This window comes from Pandoraea pneumonica, assembly GCF_902459645.1.
GTDB classification, from domain to species: Bacteria; Pseudomonadota; Gammaproteobacteria; order Burkholderiales; family Burkholderiaceae; genus Pandoraea; species Pandoraea pneumonica.
Genome location: NZ_CABPSK010000004.1, coordinates 333766 through 356417, shown reverse-complemented (window position 1 = coordinate 356417; position 22652 = coordinate 333766). Strand labels below are relative to the sequence as shown.

Annotated in this window: 11 protein-coding genes; 4 read left to right on the top strand and 7 right to left on the bottom strand. The window is 60.5% G+C overall.

Annotated elements, in window-relative coordinates; genetic code table 11:
- Positions 1-17: 17 nt before the first annotated feature.
- Positions 18-1919, top strand: coding sequence for a propionate--CoA ligase (locus PPN31114_RS20765; RefSeq protein ID WP_150681410.1), 1902 nt, complete (start codon positions 18-20; stop codon positions 1917-1919).
- Positions 1920-2068: 149 nt separating this feature from the next.
- Positions 2069-3529 (top strand): multidrug transporter subunit MdtD, encoded by a 1461-nt coding sequence (gene mdtD, locus PPN31114_RS20760; protein ID WP_246182670.1) that lies wholly within the window; start codon positions 2069-2071, stop codon positions 3527-3529.
- Positions 3530-3570: 41 nt separating this feature from the next.
- On the opposite strand, the gene PPN31114_RS20755 is transcribed toward mdtD, so the two are convergent.
- Positions 3571-4497 (bottom strand): LysR family transcriptional regulator, encoded by a 927-nt coding sequence (locus PPN31114_RS20755; protein ID WP_150681409.1) that lies wholly within the window; start codon positions 4495-4497, stop codon positions 3571-3573.
- A gap of 242 nt (positions 4498-4739) precedes the next feature.
- Here PPN31114_RS20755 and PPN31114_RS20750 point away from each other — a divergent pair, with 242 nt between their 5' ends.
- Positions 4740-6137 carry a M20 family metallopeptidase gene (locus PPN31114_RS20750; protein ID WP_150681408.1) on the top strand — a complete coding sequence of 466 codons (1398 nt, stop codon included), beginning with the start codon at positions 4740-4742 and terminating at the stop codon, positions 6135-6137.
- Entirely contained in the window at positions 6134-7528 is a 1395-nt protein-coding gene (locus tag PPN31114_RS20745) for an MFS transporter (protein ID WP_246182669.1), read from the top strand. The genes PPN31114_RS20750 and PPN31114_RS20745 overlap by 4 nt, the downstream gene beginning before the upstream one ends.
- Before the next feature lie 89 nt (positions 7529-7617).
- Here the strand turns inward: PPN31114_RS20745 and PPN31114_RS20740 are convergent, their stop codons facing one another.
- From PPN31114_RS20740 to PPN31114_RS20715, 6 genes are all read right to left on the bottom strand, one after another.
- Positions 7618-7956: a DUF5076 domain-containing protein gene (locus PPN31114_RS20740; protein WP_150681407.1), complete on the bottom strand. Its 339-nt coding sequence runs from the start codon at positions 7954-7956 to the stop codon at positions 7618-7620.
- A gap of 1050 nt (positions 7957-9006) precedes the next feature.
- Positions 9007-9189 carry a hemagglutinin repeat-containing protein gene (locus tag PPN31114_RS20735; protein WP_174988292.1) on the bottom strand — a complete coding sequence of 61 codons (183 nt, stop codon included), beginning with the start codon at positions 9187-9189 and terminating at the stop codon, positions 9007-9009.
- A gap of 10 nt (positions 9190-9199) precedes the next feature.
- Complete coding sequence (locus PPN31114_RS20730; RefSeq protein WP_150681405.1) at positions 9200-9823, bottom strand: hypothetical protein; 624 nt, start codon at positions 9821-9823, stop codon at positions 9200-9202.
- A 194-nt stretch (positions 9824-10017) separates the two neighbouring features.
- Positions 10018-10422, bottom strand: coding sequence for a hypothetical protein (locus PPN31114_RS20725; RefSeq protein ID WP_150681404.1), 405 nt, complete (start codon positions 10420-10422; stop codon positions 10018-10020).
- Positions 10423-10564: 142 nt separating this feature from the next.
- Entirely contained in the window at positions 10565-11143 is a 579-nt protein-coding gene (locus PPN31114_RS20720; protein WP_150681403.1) for a suppressor of fused domain protein, read from the bottom strand.
- Position 11144: 1 nt separating this feature from the next.
- Positions 11145-22649 (bottom strand): two-partner secretion domain-containing protein, encoded by an 11505-nt coding sequence (locus tag PPN31114_RS20715; RefSeq protein ID WP_246182668.1) that lies wholly within the window; start codon positions 22647-22649, stop codon positions 11145-11147.
- Positions 22650-22652: the final 3 nt, after the last annotated feature.

The following is a 22652-nucleotide window of genomic DNA, read 5'->3' as shown; positions in this document are numbered from 1 at the left end:
ACATGCAAGGAGACATCATGACTTCGTACGCGTCGTTTCATGCCCGTTCGGTCGACCCCGAGTCGCGCGAGGCTTTCTGGGAGGAGCAAGCCCGCCTGATCGACTGGGAAACGCCCTTCACCCAAGTGCTCGAATACGACAAGCCACCGTTTGCCAAATGGTTCGTCGGTGGGCGCACCAACATCTGCCACAACGCCGTCGATCGCCATTTGCCCTCACGCGGCTCGCAGAACGCGTTGATCTGGGTGTCGACGGAAACCGAGCAAGAGCGCGTGTACACCTACGACGCGCTGGCCGCCGAGGTCAACCGCATGGCGGCGTCGCTGCAATCGCTGGGCGTGACACGCGGTGAGCGCGTGCTGATCTACATGCCGATGGTGCCCGAAGCGCTTTTCGCCATGCTCGCCTGCACGCGGCTCGGTGCCATTCACTCGGTGGTGTTCGGCGGCTTCGCGTCGGTGAATCTCGCGGCGCGCATCGACGACGCGCGTCCGAAAGTCATCGTCTCGGCCGATGCCGGCTCGCGCAACGGCAAGGTCGTGCCCTACAAGCCGTTGCTCGATGAGGGCATTACGCTCGCGCAAAGCAAGCCGTCGAGTGTGCTGCTGATCGACCGCGGCCTAGCGCCGATGGATCGCGTCGAAGGGCGCGACGTCGACTATGCGGCCCTGCGCGAGCAACATCTCGACGCGGTCGTGCCATGCGAATGGCTCGAATCGAGCGAGCCGTCGTACGTGCTGTACACCTCGGGCACCACGGGCAAACCGAAGGGCGTGCAACGCGACACTGGGGGTTATGCAGTGGCGCTGGCCTCGTCGATGCAGCACATCTTCTGCGCGAAGCCGGGCGACACGATGTTTTGCGCGTCCGACATCGGCTGGGTGGTCGGGCATAGCTACATCGTCTATGCGCCGCTGCTCGCGGGCATCGCGACGGTGATGTACGAAGGCACGCCGATTCGCCCGGACGGCGGCATCTGGTGGCGCATTGTCGAGAAGTACCGTGTGACGCAACTGTTCACTGCGCCGACGGCGATTCGGGTGCTGAAGAAGCAAGACCCCGCGTATCTCACGCAGTACGACTTGTCGTCGCTGCGGCTGATTTTCCTCGCGGGCGAGCCCCTCGACGAGCCCACCGCACGGTGGCTGACGGACGGCGTGGGCAAGCCGGTGGTCGACAACTATTGGCAAACCGAGACGGGCTGGCCGATTCTCGGCATGGCGCGCGGTGTCGAGGTGTTGCCGAGCAAGCTGGGGTCGCCGGGCAAGCCTGTGTACGGTTACGACGTGAAGCTGGTCGACGAGGTGACCGGCGAAGATTGCGGGCCGAACCAGAAAGGCGTGTTGGCCATTGAAGGGCCGCTGCCGCCTGGGTGCATGAGCACCGTGTGGGGCGACGACGCCCGCTTCGTCAAAACGTATTGGGAAACGGTGCCCGGACGGCAGTTGTATTCGAGCTTCGACTGGGGCGTGCGCGACGACGACGGCTACTACTTCATCTTGGGCCGCACCGACGACGTGATTAACGTCGCGGGGCACCGGCTGGGGTCGCGTGAAATCGAAGAGAGCATTGCGAGCCATCCGGCGGTGGCAGAAGTGGCGGTGATCGGGGCGCAAGACGCGCTCAAAGGGCAGGTCGCCATTGCCTTTGCCGTGTTGCGCCAGCCGGAGTTGGTCGAGACCACGGAACAGCGGCTCGCCCTGGAAGGCGACGTGATGAAGACGGTGGATAAGCAACTGGGCGCGGTTGCACGTCCGGCGCGCGTGTTCTTCGTGACGATGCTGCCCAAGACTCGCTCGGGTAAGCTGCTGCGCCGCGCGATTCAGGCGATTTGCGAGGGGCGTGAGACGGGCGATCTCATCACGCTGGAAGATCCGGCGGCGCTGGAGCAAGTGCGAGAGGCGGTGCAGGGTCGGTGATATCGCCAGCGTGAATCACCGGTAGGACGGGTACCGCGAGTGTGCGAACATACGCGCATTCGTGACCCCGTCGATATGTCGCCGCGTCGGCATATCTCGCTGGAATGTCCCGCCGGAATATTCCGCCTGAATATCCATGATGCTGCGCTATGACTGAAACTCCACTCACCGCTTGGCGGCAAAAAGCGATGCTGCTTGTCGTGTCTGTCGGCTTTTTCATGCAGACGCTGGACTCGACGATCGTCAATACCGCTTTGCCCGCGATGGCGCGCGACTTAGGTCAATCGCCGTTGCACATGCAGGCGGTGGTCATCGCCTACGCACTGACAATGGCCGTGACCATTCCGCTCTCGGGATGGCTCGCAGACCGGCTCGGCACGCGCATCGTCTTCACTAGCGCGCTCACCATCTTCTCCATCGGCTCGGCCATGTGTGCGTACTCGACGATGCTCGATGCGCTCGTCGTTTGGCGTGTGGTGCAGGGGTTCGGCGGCGCGATGTTGTTGCCGGTGGGGCGGCTGGCGGTGCTGCGGGCGTTCCCGCGCGAGCAGTACCTGCAAGCGCTGGCGTTCGTGGCCGTGCCGGGGATGATTGGTCCGCTGATCGGCCCGACGCTTGGCGGCTGGCTGGTCAAAGTCGCTTCGTGGCACTGGGTGTTTCTCATCAACGTGCCGGTAGGCGTGTTGGGCTGTGTGGCGGCGCATTTCTTTTTGGTCAACGCGCGTGCGCCGCATCAGACGCGGTTCGATATCAAAGGTTATTTGCTGCTCTCGGTGGGGATGATCGCGACATCGCTCGCACTCGACCGGCATGCCGATATGGCAGGCGCGCACGCGCTGATGCTGGTGTTGCTGGTCGTGGGCTTTGCCGGGTTCGTCGCGTATGGTCTGTACGCCAACCGCACGCCGCAGCCGCTGTTCTCGCTGGCGATGTTTCGCGTGCATACGTTCAGCGTGGGATTGCTGGGCAATTTGTTTGCGCGCATCGGCATTGCGGCGGTGCCTTATCTCGTGCCGCTGCTGCTGCAAGTCAGTCTGGGATACACGGCATTCGAGGCGGGTTTGCTGATGTTGCCGATCACGATTTCGGGCATCTTCGCGAAGAGTCTTGCGACGCATCTGGTGACGCGCTACGGCTATCGTCCGGTGCTGGTCTGGAACACGATTCTCGCGGGCGTGGTCATGGCGAGTTTTGCGCTGGTGACGCCGCATTACCCGGTGCCGTTGCTCATCGTCCAGTTGGGCATTCTCGGCGGAGTGAATTCGATTCAGTTCACCGCGATGAATACGCTCACGCTCAAGGACCTGAACCCCGACGACGCGAGCGGCGGCAACAGTCTGTTCTCGCTCGTGCAGATGCTCGCGATGAGCTTCGGTCTGACGGTCGGGGGCGCGCTGCTCGTGACGTTCACCGGTGCGTTTGGCGAAAGTGCGGGCGTGGGCGCCTTGCCTGCGTTCCGTGCAACGTTCGCTTGCGTGGGGTTCATCACCTGCTGCTCGGCGTGGATCTTCGCGCAACTAACAGACCGCGAGCAGATGGCGAACGACGAGCATGTGACGCCCGCGCAGGCCACCGCTGCGGCCACCACGCCGCCACCGCCCGCCAATTAGCGGGGCAAGCGAAGTGCGGCGGGTGTCCGTCAGGCAGCCGGTCAGTCGCGCTTGGCGAGAGGCCGGTCGAGAATCTCCGGTTCGCGGATCGCATCGATCAGAAGCCCCAGAAACGCCTCGACGGGCGCGGGCAGGGTGCGCCCCGCCATCGTTTGCACTTGCAGCGAGCGCTGGTGTAACGCGGGGTTGCGGATGGGGATGGCGACAAGCCCTTCCGGCGCGAGACGGCTACGCACGGTCAGCAGTCCAGTGAGCGTGACGGCGTTGCCCGTGCGCACGAAGCTGTGCAGTGCGGCGTGATAGTTGCTGACGAATACCGGCTCGAACAGCAAACCTTCGAGGGTGCAGCACAGATCGAACATCTGCCGAATGGTCACCCCGGCGTTGGAGAGCGCCAGCGGGTAAGGCAGCAAATCGGCCAGTGCCACTTCGCGCCGTTTGGCGAGCGGATGGCCACGCGCCATGAGGGCATAGATGGGCGCGGGCTGCGTATGCACCACCTGCACGCCTTTTTCCGGTGCCACGCTGAAACAGACGGCGATGTCGGCTTCGCCGTCTCGCACGCGCTCGGTGGCGGCAAACGGCGAGATGACATCGAGCAGGAAGTGCGCGCCCGGGTATGCCTCGCGAAAGCGCGCAAACACTTGCGGCAGAAAGTCGCGTGCAACGCCTTCGGAACTCGCCACGCGAATGGTGGCGCGACCGACTTCCGTCAGCTCGCGAATCTCCGAGGTCACACGTTCCGCATCGAGCAAGACACGCCGCGCGTGGTCCGCGAGCATTTCGCCCGCTTCGCTAAGCACCATGCCGCGCGGGCGCCGCTCGAACAGGGGCGTCCCCAGATCCTCTTCCAGCTTCGCAATTTGGCGACTCAGTGCCGACACAGCCACGTGCAGACGCTCCGACGCGCGGCTGAGCGACCCGGTTCGGGCGACTTCGAGAAAGTAGCGCAGAGCGTGAGTTTGCATAGGCGGCACAGTGCGGTTGAGGGGGCTAGAGCCAGCGGCGTGCGTAGGCTGAAACACATGGAAAACGTGTGCCATCTGCTTTGCCGAAACGGCAACGGAACGTTCGAAATATTATCATTGTTGTCAAAAAAACCGACTCCTAGAATGGCCTGAACGGTTGTGCCAGAGCGTGCTACCGACACGCGTCGCAGCGCGAGTGCGAGCCCCGGCCGCCGTCCCCATAAGCCATTTGGAGACATGCAGTGACCCGTAATGCCGCAATTGCTCAAGCCACCGCCCAATACGATTCGGGCGCGTTTCTCGATACCCTCAACCGCCGCGTGGCGTTCAAGACGGAGAGTCAGGAAGCCGATAGCGGCGACATTCTCCATGCCTACCTTGCCGATGAAATGACGCCTGCGCTCGCCGCGCTGGGCTTCACTTCGCGCATCGTGCCGAACCCTGCGCCGGGCGGCGGCCCCTTCCTGATTGCCGAGCGTCGCGAAGCCGACGACCTGCCGACGGTGCTCACCTATGGCCATGGCGATGTCGTGCGTGGTTACGACGCGCAATGGCGTGCCGGACTCAAGCCGTGGGAGATCGTTGTCGAAGGCGACCGTTGGTATGGCCGTGGCACGGCGGACAACAAGGGCCAGCACACGATCAATCTAGCGGCGCTCGCTGAAGTGCTTGCTGCACGCGGCGGAAAGCTTGGCTACAACGTGAAGATGATCGTAGAGATGGGCGAGGAGATGGGCTCTCCGGGCCTGCACGCGGTTTGCGAACAACTGCGCGAGGAGTTGCGTGCCGACGTGCTGATTGCCTCCGACGGCCCGCGTCTGGCGGCTACGCATCCGACGGTCTTCTTGGGCTCGCGCGGCCTTGTGAATTTCAAACTGAGTCTGAATCTGCGCGAAGGCGGTCATCACTCGGGCAACTGGGGCGGCTTGCTGCGTAACCCGGGCGTGGTGCTGGCCAATGCGATTGCGTCGATGGTCGACGGCAACGGCAAGATTTTGATCGAGGGGTTGCGCCCGCCTGCGTTGCCTGCGTCGGTACGTCGTGCGCTAGAAGGGTTGGAAGTGGGCGGCGGCCCGAACGATCCGGAAGTCGACGCCGACTATGGCGAGCCGGGCCTGACCCCGACCGAGCGAGTGATCGGCTGGAACAACATCGAAGTGCTGGCGTTCAAGACGGGCAACCCCGAGAAGCCGGTCAATGCGATTCCGCCGTACGCCTACGCCCACATGCAAATTCGCTTTGTGGTCGGCACCGATTGGGAGCGGCTTGGCGAGATCGTGCGCGCGCATTTGGATGCGCACGGTTTCACGATGGTCGATGTGGAAGTGGAGCGCGGCGTGATGGCGACGCGTCTCGATCCGGAAGACCCGTGGGTGTTGTGGGCGCTGGCATCGATGCGCGAGACGACGGGCAAGCCGCCGGTACTGCTGCCGAACCTTGGCGGCACGCTGCCCAACGATGTATTTGCCGACGTGCTGGGGCTGCCCACGCTGTGGGTGCCGCATTCCTACCCGGCTTGCTCGCAGCATGCACCTGACGAGCATTTGCTCGGTTCAGTGGCGCGTGAGGCGTTGCAAATCATGGCGGGATTGTTTTGGGATCTGGGCGAAGTCGACCTCAAAGAGGGGAAGCCGCGATGAACAGTTCTGCTGCCGCTCCGGGGGCGGGGCACACGGGGCGTCTTTCGGAGGGAGGCGCGGACGTTGCTGCCACCGCATCCGACGCATCCAACGAGAGACCAGCCGCTCACGTACCCGTGTACAAGTTGATCGTTGCCACGTCGATCGGCAATGCGCTGGAATGGTATGACCTGATCGTCTACGGCTACTTCGCCGTCACGATCTCGAAGCTCTTCTTCCCGGCGCACGACGAGACGGTGTCGTTGCTGATGGCGTTGGGCACGTTCGCGTTGTCGTATCTGGCGCGCCCGCTCGGGGCGTTCGTACTGGGAGCCTATGCGGACCGTCATGGCCGACGGGCGTCGTTGATGCTGTCGATTGCGATGATGACGGTGGGCACGGGGCTGATCGCTTTTATGCCGACGTATGCCGTCATTGGCGTGTGGGCACCGATCGGCATTTTCCTGTCGCGCTTGATGCAGGGGTTCTCGGCGGGTGGCGAGTTCGGCAGTTCGACGGCGTTTCTCGTCGAGCACGTGCCGAATCGTCCGGGCTTCATGTCGAGTTGGCAGTTTGCGAGTCAGGGGGCGAGTACGTTGTTGGCGTCGGCTTTCGGTGCGGTGTTGACAGGGGCGCTCACGCAGCCGCAGTTGGATTCGTGGGGCTGGCGAATTCCGTTCCTGTTCGGGATGCTGGTCGGGCCGATTGGCTTGTACATCCGCAAGTATGTGGATGAGACGCCGGCGTTCCAGAAGGAGGCGATCAAGGCGCGGGCGGCAAGTCAGGCGGCGGCGGGTGAAGTGGCGGGTCCGTCACCGATTCGGGAAGTGTTGGCGACGCAGAAGTCGCGGTTGCTGGTGTGCATCGGCGCGTTGATTTTGACGACGACGGCGAACTACATGATTTTGTACATGCCGACGTATGCGACCAAGCAATTGGGGTTGCCGCCGCAGCAGGGCTTTATCGCGACGCTTGTCACCGGGTTTGTGATCATGACGCTCACGCCGTTTGTCGGCCATTGGTCGGACCGTGTGGGCCGCATTCGCATCATGGCGGTGGCTGGGGTGCTGTTCTTGTGCACGGTGTATCCGGCGTTCGCGTTCATGAATGCGCACGCGTCGCTCGCGACGATGATGCTGGTGATGCTGTGGGTGGGGACGCTCAAGGCGGTGTACTTCGCACCGATTCCGGCGTTGATGTCGTCGTTGTTCCCGACACGCACGCGGGCCACGGGGATGGCGGTGGGTTACAACCTCGGCACGACGATCTTCGGCGGCTTTACGCCGCTCGCTGTCGCGTGGCTGATTGCCTCGACGGGCAACAAGCTTGCACCGGGGCTGTATCTGATGGTCGGCGCCGTGATCAGTCTTGTGACGCTGTTGATTGCGCGCACGAAGATGGGGGCGCGGTAGACCTTAGGGTTGGACGTTGTGTTTGCGCGTGAGCGCAGACGTTGGGGGGCTGGCGGGCGGTGGAAGGAAAATCGCCTGCCGGTACCTCGTTAGTGTTGCTGGAACGTGGTGCCGGGGTCGTTTGCGGCGGGGCCGCTCAATCCGGTGAGAAAGGCGTCACAGATTTTCGCGAGCGTTTCGGAAGGGTGTTTGACGCGGCGGGGACGTCCGCCGTATTTGGCGCACTCGGATTCCAGCGCTTCGGAAAGTGTGCGCGCGACGTCGGCGAGAATCGTTCCCCAAACGGATTCCTCCGTAATGTTCATGACTTCGGCGTACTCGCCGACTTTCATCGAACAGTGCAAGTCATCTTCAGTGATCCATACGCGAAGCATTTCGACGGCGCTGTCATCGAGCAGTGCAGCTTCCGGTATCGGGCATTCATTCATGATTCACCTCGCAATGTGATGTGGGTTCGTAGTTGGGAGAGTCGCAAGGTCCGCGAAAGCGCGGTGGCTTGTGGCTCATCCGTCCAGCGCCGTTGATCGGCAGGGCAACCGTACACGCGTTGATTCGCCTGATGTCGTCGTACGCCAACTACGGCTTCGCGCGCTGCACATCCTCCAAACGTCCCTCAAGACCCCGTATCGCGGGGGCTGGCGGGGGATTGGTTTGCGCTGTGGGGTGGGTTTTGGTTCGGGTGTTTGGGGAGTTTTTGCAGATTATTCACAGCGGGGGGATGGGGAGGGTGGGGCGGGAGTTGCGGGGGGGGGGAGTGGGGGCAGTGAGCGAATGGAGTGCGTACATCAGGGGCGAACGACCTCTCTCTCGGATAGCTGGGATCGACTTCTGATGATCACTTGGTCAACCGTATTTCGCTATGTGGGTGATTGAAGACCTTCGCTTTGTGCCGAGAATGGTCTGTCAGCGTCTTCGGTTGTCAGTATTCCGAGTGACAGTGCGATGAGGCTGATTGAAATTAATGTGATGAGATAATTTAAAATCAGGTAAAAAGATATTCTTAATGAAATTTTTATGTGATTGAGTTTTGTTTTCTTGTTTTGATGCTCGTTTTCGTTGGTGTATGGTCGGTCTGATGAATTTCTGGGTTTGGAGTGTCGTCGGTCGATGTAAAGCTTGCTGAGCATCCAAAAACCTAGACTGAAAGATATTCCTGCGGCTACTCCTATTTTTGATGAAAATGTGATGTGGTGAAGTACGATGCTGGGATCGAAATGGAAAGAGTGAAAGATTACTTCGTAAGCTAGGCTGGTTGTTAGTAGCAGGAGTGACAGAAGTGTCGATGATCGGAGGGTGAGGGTAAGTAGGTTTGTGTATGGTTTTTCTTGATTCATTTGTCACCGAAGTTGAGGTATGAATAATCCTTCATCCATGCATGATGGCGCGTAATGTCGATGTGATTGGCGTGTTGAGGTCGCCGAACTGTAGTTTCTGCTTTTCTCGATTCGAAAAGGAACATTGGCGCTATCCCCAATAGATCATCCAACAACGACATCGACCACGACGCACTCGCCCGCAATCACGCCGTCTTTGATGGTCGTGTCGCCACCCGATGCCACCGTGGTTTTGCCATCAGCCGTGATGTGGCTGAAGTTGCTGGTGAGGTCGCGACCGCCGGTGTTGCGGCACGAGGTGCCAGCGCCTGCCGTCGCGCCAACCATTCCTCTTGTGTCAGGCCTCATTTAGAGCGAGCGCGTGTTCGAAGAATGTCTTGTCTCCAGCATAAAAACCTCCCCAATCATGTTTGACGATTCTGTCCTTTGCGATTTCAGTAGCCAAAGTCTTTTCCCCTCTCAACATGTGAACTAGCAGGCGCTCAGGCCAGACAGTACTCGCCGCATTTGGACGCTTTTCGTACTCTCTATCGAGAAAACGCATGTAGGCATCCGTGGAGTCAATCTCCCGCGCTATGTCTTCCGCCTTTGACGCGGCCTCCAGCATTGCGGTCTTGATCTGCTGTTCTAGTACACCTGGCTCCCACACAAGATCACGGATGGTGAAACTCTGAATTTGCCAACCAGTAAGCACGAAGGCTCCGTTGGCGTGAAGACTGAAAGGGGCGTTCTCATTGCTTGACATGTCGAGCACGTGCCAGAGCAGACGGTCAAGTGCTAGCCACTTGAACCATAGACTCGAATGAAATGACCCCTCCTTCGCTCCTGCGCTCACGATCATGGAGAAGAAGAAGGGGCCATTCGTCCAATAAGGCGTGCCGCGGATGGACTTCCAACCCATGGCCTTAGCCTCTGCCTTTATCAGTAGGCGAAGTCCTCGCTCGAATTCGGATTGCTTCATTGGTCAGATTTGTGGTGTCTTCGCGTTCTGTGCACTTTCCGGTAGAGACACCGTGTTCTTACGGAGTGCGGTCTGGTCCGCAGCATGCCGGAGCTGGGTAGTTGGCGAGGCGGGGAGGGGAGGGGGCGTGAGTGATGTCAATTCTTGCGGCTCCGAATGCCACAAACATCGCATGAAGTACGTGCGGAGGTGGGTCAGGTGAACCTGATTTCACATTCGCATAATAAAAATTTTCGATTGTCGGAGATAGAGAATTGATCGCCGTCAATTTGAGCCAGTAGTAGACCTAATCCGCTTGCGCCAGCTTCGATATCTTTCGTCCATCCAGCGATGTCGCCATGAAAAACAATTGCATGAAAGGTTGGCCCTCCGGACGGAATGATCTGACAGCCAGCTTCGCATACGCCACCGGCAGTGGCGAAAGGTGGGTTGGTGAAACAAGTGAGGTTCTTGAATTGCTTCGATAGATTATTTTTCCCATCATCAGAAAAATACATCACTTTTCTTGAACTAGCCTCCTCCGTGCCGGGAACAACTCTTGAGCTAGAATCTTCAAGCGTTCCGCCGAGGAGTATCTCCATTTTTTGATCTTCATTCATGTCAGATTTCTAGGTTGCTGTAAGCAATGGTCCGCCGAGCAACTGATCTTCAGAGCCATGCATCGTGGTTGTGTCATAAATATCACATGGGGTTGTGTCGCAATATTGAGGAATTGATATTGAAGTATTGTCAAGGATAATGTTAAAAAATAATTGAATCTCGATCTAAATCAAGAAAATCTATATCCGAAGATTCCAATACTTCCTCAAATCTCTCCCATCCTATATTTCTAATTCTGTCTGCCTCGTCGCTTACGAGTGGAATAAGCCAGGCCAATATGGTAGTTGGAGGGGCTCCAACATACGGCGATATGCCATCAGGAAAAATTACCGGATTTGAAACATATACAGCGTTTGCACGTGCGCCGGTGACTAATGGCGTACTTGGTCCGATGACTTGGCCACGCAGAAGTGCTCCATCACGTTCAGCGACCCATTCTGCAAATGAGAGCAGGAACGATGCAATATGGGCAGGCGTGTATTTTGCATGCGTGGCAAAAAGAAGTTCTTGCCGAATAGTTCGTCCATCGCTTAGGTGTTTGACGCGTTCGCTCAACCCGAGCGTTGAGTACGAAACTGCATCGTCCCAGAGAGTGTTCTCAAACCTTACGACTTGAACGCGAGAAGTTCCTATGGACGGCGCATCTGCACAATTGGACGATGAATTCCATCCGCATTGGATTGTGCCGAGATGGCGTTCCAAATGTTCAACTATAGACATGTCATTTCTCTGCCGGTTTGGCGCCTCTTGAACGATTACACCCTGGACATTCTAGGCGGGTACCTTCGTTGAAATTATCCAATATTTCCTTCCGCGTCTTTTCCGAATGATCGCGCTGGCTCCAAGGTGGCTGATGGTCGATATCCCAATCGCGCGGGCCGTTGCCTGGCGCCACCTCGACATCTTTCCCGCAAGTAGGACAAGCTTTCGTTGACGAGTTGGAACCGACTGGGGCATCACTCCAAGCATCTTCGATTGTTTTTTTTCGGAACCGTTTCGGCCGAGCAGTGCGTTTTTCGTCGGCTTCCTGCGACGGAGAAATGTCTTCCGGCGTCTTCAACATCGGATCAAACACCACCGGCCCGTCGTTGGGCGTCGCGGTAATGGTTGGGCCTTTCGAGTCCTGATCCGGTGTTGCGGTGATTGTAGCGCTGCGTTCGCCTTTATCTGGCGTGGCCGTCAACGTCGGGCCTTTCTCGCCAGAGTCTGGTGTGGTGGTGATTGTGGCGCCCGATGGGCCGTTGTTTGGCGTGGCGGTAATCGTTGGGTTTTCAGAGGCATCCGAGCCCACGCGTTCTGAGGCTTGCTCCGCAACGTGACGACTTGCACAAGCCAACGGCGACACCTTGCACGCTGCGTCTGCTAGGGCTTCGCGTAATGCGTAAGCAAGTCTTGCTGTGGCGGACTTAGCGCTGCCGGTGCCTCTACCATTTGGATCCAGTTCGTCGGGGGCGCTCTTGCCCCGATTACCACTCGTCTGCCCTGACGGTGTACCGGTTTGTGGTGGCGGGGGCAGAACCGTAATCCCCAGCGTATTGTTTTCAGCCTCGGTCTTTGCCCCTGTTGAGGCTGTCGCCACGTCCCGGCCGACGCCCGCCGTCACACCCGCCACAATTGACGTGATCAGGTTGACGCGAGCTTCCCGCTCAGACTGCGAAAGCGGCTGTCCGGGCTTATCGGCGGTTGCCAGCAGACTGCCGAGCAACGATCCCGCTGCGGCCCCCATCGCACCTGCGTCGCAACTCCCACCTGACGCGGCACCGCCCGCGCAACCGGCGATGGCATGCAAGGTGGCTTTCGATGCGGGATCAAGGTTCTCACCTAGCGTCTTGATCTCTTTTGCGGCGAGTCCTTGCAGATAGGTCACCGTCGCGCGTGAGGCCATTTCACCAGCGGCCCCCGTGACGTTGCCCCCGATGCCTGCGGTGACGGCGCTCACGATCAACCGGTAATCGCCACCCGGTCCCCATTTCTTTGCGTCGGCAAGTTGCTCGCTTAGTGCTGCACGCTGCACGGGGTCGGTGGTGTTCTTGAGTTGCGCTTCGATCTCGTCGGCTTTCTTGGCGCGGTTGTTCACAAACGTCCCAACTTCGCGCTGCAACGCTTGCATGATTTCGAAGCTGGTTTCGATCTGTTCCTTATCGAACTTGTTGGTTAGAGCGTTGGTGCCGTCCTTATCTGTGGAGACGTCACGGTTCACGGACGCGATGGTTTCTTCCGTTGTCTTGCCGGTTTTCGCCAGTTGCGACGCTTCATCCGTGATTTCGATGACCCCAGCGCTGATGCCACTTCGCGTCACGCTCGTCGCGTTACCGCTTGCTGCGACTGCCGTCGGTGGGGCCACGCTTACCGGGCCGGTCTTCGGTAACTCACTGCCGGGTATCGCTTTCGCTCCGGTTTCGGCGTGGCCCTTCTGATCGGTGCCGACCTTAGCGCTATCGCCGCCGCCTGTGCTGACTCCGCCGCCCAAGCTCACACCGAAGGCGTCGTATTCCGCGTGGTTCTCGATGTCGCGTTCGGTCAGCGAACCGGTTTTCAGACGATTCCTATTCGACTCGGCCGCCTTGTCAGTGGACGCGATAACGGCACCGACGAGATCGGTGTTGCCGCTAACCGACACGTCAAAGCCGCCGTCGCCCGCTTTGATCCCGGCTTGTTCGGTCACGCTCGCGAAATCACTGCTGATTTTCTGGTGACTGACGTTCACGCTCCCGGACGCCCCGCCAAACCCCACCGTGCCGCTGGCGCTGATGGATTGGTCTTTCGACTCATAGACGCTGGTGTCTTGCAAGCTCTCCAAGCTCAGATCGCCGCCGACGTCGACCACGACGCGCTCGCCCGCAATCACGCCGCCTTTGACGGTCGTGTCGCCGCCCGATGCCACCGTGGTTTTGCCATCAGCCGTGATGTGGCTGTAGTTGTTCGTGACGTCTTTGCCATCCGCCTTGCCGCGCGAGGCACTGGCGTTTGCGGTCACCCCGATGGACATGCCATTGCTGCCGACGGACACGCCTACGCCAATACCGCCCGAGATGCCACTACTCTTGCGGTGCTGTTCGAAAGTGTCGGCGCTCGCTAGCACGCTGATATCGCCATCGGCCTTGAGCGTCGCGTCTTGTCCAGCCTTGATATCGCTGCCGCGAACGAGCAAAGATGAGGCTTTGCCGTCGCCTTCGGCGCTCACCGAAACGTTGCCACCCGCACTCACCCTCGAGCCGATCGACGTGGTGCTCTCCTGTGTCTCGCGGCTCTTCTGCATCGAGCCACCGACCGTAATCGAGACGCTTACATTGGCCGCATCTTTCAGATTCTTGACGGTATCGGCAGCGTTCTTGACCGCTAATCCACCGGCGGCGACGCCGAGCGCTTTCATGCGTCCGTCGTCGACCTTGCTCACCGCCTTGCCCATTTGGCCGACGGTTTCGGCCGCAGCCAATAGCGGACTGCTGATCGCAATCGTCACGCCGGATTGGCGGACCTCGGTTTCACGCTCGGTGGCATCCCGCTCAACGCTCTCCGTAATGGCAGCGCGCTTGGCCGAAATGTCGATGTTGCCCGCAGGCGCGATAACCGCGCTGCCTTCCTGTCGGTACTCGTCTCCAGCTCGCACCGTCACGTCACCAGTCACGGAGCCAAGCACGCTGCCTGTCTGACTCGTGCTCTCGCGGCGCTTGGTCTCCTTCTCGCTGCGTTTGCCGATGGTGATGCTCGTGCCGCTGCCGAACACACCGCTAGTTTTGGTTTCCGAGACGCTGAGCGACTGCTGGCGGTCTTCTGCGGAGGTGATCGCTACATTGCCCTGGGCCGCAACGGTCGCGTTGCCGTCTGCAACGACGTTCGAGCCGATGATGGAAACATCCCGTCCCGATGCAATCTTTACGGTGTCTCCAGACACGGTGCTGCCGGTCGTTTGTGTACCGTGTACCTCGCGGTAGCGTTCTTCTGTAGTTTTGGAGAGGAGGCCGGACTTGGTGTCGCGCGACCACCGAACGTCGTCATGCTGTGCGGTGACTCCGCCGACGGTCACGTCACCTGAGGCGACGATCTGTACGGCACCCTTGGCGCCCGCATCCTGGTTGCCACTTCTGACGCCGCTATCCCCTGCGCTGACGTACGAGCCGAGAACCTTGGCGTCGCCTTTGCGCGAGCCCTCTTCCGAGACGTAGGCGCGTACGCCACGCTCTTCGAGTACACGCTGAACTGCTTCGATTTGGCCCGCCGCAATGCCGATGGCACCGCCAGCCCGGATGTCACTGCCCTGGACGCTTTCTGTGTGCGTGTCCGCTGTAGCGGCATGACCGTCGTTACGCGACCGGCCCGTGAAATCCAACTTGTCGGTAACGGCAGCCACCTCAACGTCGCGGCCAGCCGCGATGACAACATTGCCGCCGGTATTCACCTGCGCGCCTTTGGTCACTGCGTCCCGGCCAGCGACAACGCTGGTATTTCCTCCGACATCGACGACCGACGCGGCGTGTTCGGTGACTTGAGTCGCGCTGCGGTTGTCGCCAGTGCGACCATCGCCAAAGCTTCGGTCCACCGCGATGGAGCCGATTGAGACGTCACGGCCAGCGCGCAGCTCGGTATCACCGCTCGATTGAATTTGGGCGCCCGTGACGTTCAGGTCACGCCCGGCGGTCACGTTTAGCGTGTCTAGCGTGCCGATTCGTCCGATGGCATCGACGGCGGTGGTCTTGCCGCTGCCACCAACGCCCATCCAATCGACCGTGCGTGTTTGGCTCGTCACCACGACATCGCGCCCGGCTTCCACGCGCACTTGGTTGCCGAGGATCTCGCCGCCAATGTTCGCGATATCGCGCGAGGCGATGACCTCGACGTTGCCGACACTCACCCGGTCGATGTTCACAGGCGCCACGCTTTCCACGCTGCCGACGATGGCCGCTCCGTCCCGAGCGGCGCTTCCCAAGTTCGCGGCGCCGTCCCGTCCCGCCTTGCTGACACCCCCTGCGCCCTTGATTCCACCCGGGGCAATCCCTCCAATCACCCCATGATTCTCGATATCGACGGCGCGAATCTTTGTGCTGGCATCGCCGACAATCTGCCCTCGGTTGCTCACCGTCTGGCTGGCTTCCACGACCATGTCGCGTCCCGTGACGAGTGCGCCACCAGGTTGCAGGCTCACGCGTTTGCCATGCGCGAGATAGAGCGTCGGTACCAGCACGGTTTGCGTGGAGCCATCGGGTGCGGTGACATCCTGCTTGACCAGCCAGACAATGTCGTCGGTCAGCGCTTGCATCTGCGCTTCAGTGAGGCGAATGCCGACTCGGAGCAACAGATCCCGCCCGGCGCGCGCGCCTTGCGCAAGCAGCGAGCGATATTCCGTATCGGCCGCGGCGGCCTCATTGCTGTCGTAGGCCGTCAGCCTTGCGCGACCCGTTAGCCGAAGGATCTGATCCCGAACCAGCTTCGCCTCATAGAACCCATCGCCAATGCGCCGTTCGATTCCCGCCGGATCGACGTTCAGCAGATCCAGCATGTAATTGCTGGATACGAACTTGCCGTAATCGGTAAAGCGCGCGTCGGTGACAACGAGGTATGGCTGCGACGGTGCCGTCACGATGCTGAACAAGCCACTGCTCGGCAATGTCAGGTCGGGAATGCCGCCTGACACCGGATCGAGCGTTTGCAGCGCGCCCGATACGACAGTCGACACCTGCGCTGGTTGCGGCGCGTCGATGGTGGATTGCGCTGCGGTGGAGACGGTTGATGCGAGCGTGTCGTCAGCATCAATCGTCACTTGTGGCCGCTGGGGATTCTCCGGACGCTGCACATCCGGTACGTCCAGCGTTCCTGGAACATCCGGAACACGCGCCGACACCTGAGCATCGACCCACCGTGCATCGATGAGACTGCCATCTCCCGAGACGGTATCGATCACGATGTCTCGCCCGTGAATTCGCGTCGACTGGTTCGAGGAGATCACGGCGTCGAGGCCACCAACGACGGACTTGCGCTCGGACGTGCCCAAGTTCACCGACGTGAACCACCGGTTCTTATTGCCGCGCTTCTCGTGCCAGTAAAGATCGGACGTTTGACTGGTCTGCTCGATACGCTCAAGCCCGACGCTGCGGTTGGTGATCTCGCCGCCGTTGCCTCGCACGTCGAGGTTTCCCCCCGCGCTGATGACTGACGCGTAGTTGAGGGCGCTGGCTGCCTCGACGTTCAAGCGAATCGAGCGCTGCGACGCGATGACACCGGGCGCGTCTGCACTGACGATTCGATCGACCGTACTGCGCGTGGTGATTTGCCGCCGGTATTCGTTGGTGTCGCGCCCGTCTTGAATGCCGTGACCGAATCGGAATATCCGTGCCCCCTCGTCCGGCGCGCCGGTAATCGGCTGGCGCGCCTCATCGACCACCGTCGGGCGAATGTGCTGTGACGGGTCGTAATCGGGCCAAAAGCGCACGATCCAGTTGCCATTCCCGTCGTCTTGAATGGATTCGAAGTGCTGGACCGCGCGTTGCGTAATGTTGCGAGTGGCGTAATCGACGGAATACACCGAGTCTTTGTAGACCTCGATGATCGGCTTCGCTAACGAGAAGGTCTTGTTGTCGGTGTCTAGTGCAGTGAGGTGCCCCTTAGGCAGCGTGACGGCGATGGGATCGCGCACTGCATAGAGCTTCTCGGCGGAGTGGGCTGCGCTCGCCTCTTGAGTCCAGCGCCATTGGGTGAATGGAATATTGCCGGGATTCGGGACTTTCTTCGTTTCCTTGATGCGATCCGTCGGTTGCCCACGATCATTGACTTCATAAATAGGCTCATCAATCATCGTTGGCCCATCGTCGATTCGCAGGCTATGGCTCCAATGCCGGGTCGGAAGCTCCTGACACGGCGCGCCAGTCGCGGCGGCACACCGTGCAAGCGACGTGTCGTCGGGCAATGTCACATACCCAGCGATCCAAACGTGCCGAACGGCGGTTGTCGTTCCCTCGTCGATGCCGCGCTCGATGTTGATCTGACCGCGCTCGTTCACGAACGTCTTGACGGCAATGTCGATGTCGCCGCCCGCCTCAATCGTTGCCGACCGGTTCGTCAGCCCGGTTGCTTGTTGGGCAAGGAAGCCGGCGCCATCACGTGCGTCTGACGCGCCGATGCGCAAGCCGCCGAGGCTATATAACGTCGCGCCGTTCTCGTTGAGTACCTGACCCTGGGCGAAGATATCCAGTTGCTGCGTGGCGGCCATGACGGCAGCGGCGCCAGTGTTCGTCAGATGGGTGCCGTCGAATCGGATGCGCTCGCCAATGACTGCGCCTGTGTTGTGGAATACCGGCGCGCGAAGCTGTACGTCGTCGCCGTCGATTCGCGACGCGTTGTCGATCCGATCGGTGGCATTGGCGAAGACTGTCCGACCTTTGATTCGTCCGCCCCCCTGATTGAGCAAGCGAGCGGCATTTACGGTGAGTTTGCGTACCGCCGCGAGCTCGCCAGTGACAGTCAACAGTCCGGAGATCGTCAGATTGAGATCACCGTTCGAACGCCAATCGTGGGACGGGCCAAGGATGAAGTCGCCCGGCAGCGTGATGTTCAACGTGTTGCCTGCGCGAAGCTGTCCGACGCCAAGCAACTGGTCAGCGGCCAGATGCAGATCCCGGTTGACGGCAATCTCGCCGCCTCGGTGATTCAGCAGCGCGGCCGTAAGCCTGACGTCTTGCCGTGCCTGAAGTTGCCCGAGGTTGTCGAAGGCCTGAACACCTTTGCCGTCGTAACCGGTCAGATGCAGATCGCGGCCGCTGAACAGCGATCCGGCGCTCTCGAAGCGGTCGCGAATCGTGAGCGCCAGATCTTGCCCTGAATGGATCCCGGCTCCGGAACCGTTGCGCAACACTAAGCTCTGTATCTCGACATTGCCGTTCCCGCCGATGAATCCCGTCGGGCGGGATGTCGACGGCGGAAGCGATGCGTCGTTGCGAATCTCGTCAGCGTGCAGCGTCGTTTGGCCTAGCGTGGCGTTGACGATGCGACCATCGGTGTTGTCGAGCGTCGCAGCGCGCAGTGTGATGGTTTCGTTGGGGGCATTTGGCGTGTCACCGCCATCGGTATCGTTTGTCGTCTTGGACGGTTCGGATGACGCGGGATCGTAGTCGGCGCGCAGCGCAGTGTTGCTCGCAACCTCGATGCTCCCGCGAACGTTGGTCAGTGCACCGTCTACGCGCCCATCTAACGCACCAGCCGCGTGAATCTCGCCATCGGTATTGTCGAGATCACGGTCTACCCCGAGCGTCGCGGCGCGGTTCGATAGGACGCGGCCTTGCCGATTCATAAGATTTTCGGCGCTCACGCGTACTGCGCCAGTCGAGTGGATCTCTCCCCCGGAGTTATCGACGTCGCGGCGTGCCGCCAGTGTCAGCGCGTCGTTCGTGCGTAGAAGCCCTTGCTGATTGACGAAGTTCTCCGCACTCAAGTTTGCCGAGCCCGTCGAGCGGATTTCGCCAGCGGTGTTGTCGATAGCACCTTGCGTGGTGAGCGACAGGGCATCGTTCGTTCGGACACGCCCTTGCGCGTTGACGATGGTGTCGCCGCTCACCCGCATTGCGCCGCTTGAGTGGATGTCCCCTGTGCTGTTGTCGACTTCGTCTCGTGCCGAGAGCAATAGCGCGCCAATAGTGAGGATCTTGCCTTGCCGATTGCGTACGCTTCGGCTACTCGCCTGCAAACCACCACCGGCATGAATTTCCCCGTCCGTGTTGTCTAGTTCGCCGGAGGTGGTCAGTGTCAGCGCGTCGTTGGCGCGAATGCTACCTTGCCGATTGGCGATGTTCCGGCCATGTACCAGCAGTGCGCCGCCCGCGTGGATTTCACCCGCACCGTTGTCGATATCGCCCTGCACATTCAACGAGAGCGCGCCGTTGGTTTGAACGTGCCCTTGTCGGTTGGAAAAATCGCCACCGGTTGTGAGCGTTAGCGAATGACTGCTTTCAATGCGCGCACCTTCCAGATTCTCAAGACTGCGGGACGAGAGGTTGACGACACCGTTGTCTGCAATGATGCCGCCACGCGCCTTGCTATTTGCTTGCCCCGACGCTTCTGATGCTTCCGATATCGGCGATGTATTCGGCGCACGCGATGGTTGATTTAGGACGTGTCCGAGTACGGCAATATCGAGCGCTCGCGTTCCCGCATTGACGATCGTCCCGCCCTCGTTGTTGAGCGTTGCGGACGAAAGACTGAGTTGTGCGCTCTCTGCGGCGGCTTCGATGCGGCCTTCCGAGTTTTCGATGCCATCGGTTACTGCTAGACGTAGCGCATCGTGGGCTGCTGTACGTCCTGACCGGTTCGTGAATGCGCCACCGATTGCAGCGTCTAGCGCACCGTTCGCACGAAGTTCGCCGCGCTCGTTGATGAGGTGCGCTGCGGTTTCCAGCGTGAGCGATTGGCCAGACCGCAGGGTGCCTTCGGTGTTGTCCAGCGTGCCCGTGCTGAGCGTCACCGCACCATTCGAGGCGATTTCTGCGCCTTGCCGGTTAGTGATGCCGTCTGTCGCAACGATCACGGTTCGGCCCTGCCCGCTGTTGCGCAGCGCGCCGCCGTCGTTGTTCAACTGTTGCGCGCGAATGTCCAGTGTGTCCGCGGACTCAATCGTGCCTCGCGCGTTTTGGAGCACCGTTTGTGCGTGCAGCGTGACGGCTTGTCCGGCGATGGTTCCAGATGTGTTGTCGATGAAGGAAGTTGTATCTGCCGTCAACGAATGCAACGCCGTGAGGCGACCGCGATCGTTTTCGAGCGATTCCGCCGCCAGTTGCAGGTCGCCGTTGGTGCCGATCTGACCGCTGCGGTTATCGAGCGAGGTGGCATGGACCACCAAGTGCCCGTCCCCGGCATGCGCTACGGTGCCGCCTGCGTTATCGAATGTCTGGGTGTCGATCAGCGCGTCGTGGGCGGCAAGTCGGATCGTGCCGTCGTGATTGATCAGGGCTTCGCCGATCTTCAACTGTGGTGAAGTGTCGCTACGCTGTTTCGGCGACTCCGACGGTTGGCTCTGCTCGATTTCGCCCGACGTGTTGTCGAGCCGTGCGGCGACTATTGCCAGCGAACCCGCATGCACCTGACCGCCCACATTGCGCAGGGTGTTGGCCGAAGCGTCTAGCTGACCTTCTGTGTGGACGCGGCCCCCGGTGTTGTCCAGCAGTTCGCGCACGGCCAGTGCGACACGTTCCCGGGCAAGAATCTGGCCGCCGGTGTTTAGCAGGTTGCCGGTCGCCTCGAACCGGAACGTGCCTTCGGACGCCCATCTTCCGCTGTTGATAGCGTCGCCCGCCGACACGATCACGTCGCCTTTTCCGGCAATCTCTCCCTGAATACTGTTCGCCGCCTCGTTCGCCAGTTCGCCCCATTCGCGATTCAGCGACCGGTTAGCCAACTCGCCGACGACACTGATCCGCATCGTCGCGTCGCCCAATGCCAGCAAACGGCCGCCGTCATTTTTCAGGGCACCCGCCTCCAGCGAGAAGAGGCCTCCCGACTGGATCAAACCAGCCTGGTTGCTCACCAACCCGTGCGTTAGCAGATAAAGCGCTTGTTTCGCAGAGACCTCGCCCCGATCGTTTCGCCAACTGTCCGCGCTCAGGTGCAACGCGCCGTTTGTCGCGAGCGAGCCGTCGGTGTTGTCGATTCGGCCGGTTATCAGACGCGTCGCACCAGTGCCTGCATGGTCGATCTTGCCCGCGGTGTTATCCAGCGACGCGGAGCTCAGCAACAGGTCCGAGCCATTGACGGCGATTCGACCATCGCGGTTATCCAGCGCGCCACGCAGAGTGATGTTCGTGACCGACGTTCCCCATTGGGAAAGTTCTCCGCCCCGATTAGTCAGTCCGGCCGCGTCGATCGACAGATGCTGCGTCGCCAACGACGCGCTGTCATGACTGAGTTCGCCCTGACTGGTCAAGGTCGCTGTGCTGCCAACGCGAGTCGTCGCACCGACCATCGAGAGCGAGCCGCTCAGTGCATGAATGAGAAGGTTCTGCGGCGTTGTGGTCTTCGCGCCGCTCAGGTTAATGGCGTTTGCCGTGAAGCGGATGCTGTTGGTTGCCGTATGGGTACCCGCGGCTTGCAGTGAACCCGCGACCGTTAGCGTGATATCCGCCGGTTGACCCGCAGTCCCATCCGGGGCGGAGCCTGCGGCGATCGTCCCCGTCGATGTCACGCTGTTCGCGTTGCCTTGAAAATGTCGAGCCGCCGACGCCACGCCGTCGTGTTGCCACGTGCCGCTAACGGAGAGCGTGACGTCAGCCCCGCTGTGAAATTGCCCGGTACTGATCAGATCGCGTGCTGTTTGCAAGTGCAGCGCATCGGTCGCGAGGACATCGCCGCTTACATGGATGCTGTCGGCAGTCTTCACGTGAAGCGCGCCGCCTGCGTGCAGTTTCCCAGAGACGCGTAACTGACCTTCGCTCGATAAGGTCAGGGTTCCCCCGTTAGCCGAAACATCGCCATCCACGTTGACGCCAACGCCAGCCTCGGTGCCAATGAGTCGGATCTTGCCCGCGTACATGCCCCCAAGACGCGACACGTCGAGTGCAAACGCGGGCGCCACGCCTGACGACGCTTCGGTCGAGCGTACGTCGAACGTCGATGCGTCGACTTCGTTTCGCCCCGTCACGACGTCTAGTTGCTGCGCATGAACCGCGGCGTTGACCTCGACCGCGCGTGCGAGCAGGGCTGCGTGTGAAAGGTTGCCTGCATTAAATCCGTTACCGGTCACGTTCACCGTGCCGTCGGTGACGCGAAACGCTTCGAGAGAGCCACTGCCGCCAAACACTGGCAAGCCGGTTGTCAGCACGCCGCGTGAGGTATTGATGAAGCCGCAACCGTTGCACGTAATGCCATTCGGGTTGCTCACGATGACTTCCGCTCGGCCCCCAGCCACTTCGAGATACCCGGCGAGATTCGACGGGAGGGTGCTCGTTACCTGATTGAGGATGAGGCGCGCCGGATCGCCGGTTAGATTCGGATTTCCCGGGATCAACCCGCCAGTCTGCGTTTGCACGATCGTGGCGGCGTTATTGAGAATGGCGCCTTGGGTCGGTACGTCGAATTGCTGGTACTGATTGTGGGAGACGCCTGCCGCCGTGGGTGCAGTGATATTGACGAGTGGCAAACCGTTCGGCGTCACGCCGACGCCCGGTGCGTGCGGGCCTGCGGCGGGAACGATCTGCGCCGTTGCGGATTGGCAGAACGCCGCGGCGGTCAACCCGAGCGCGCTGAACACGAG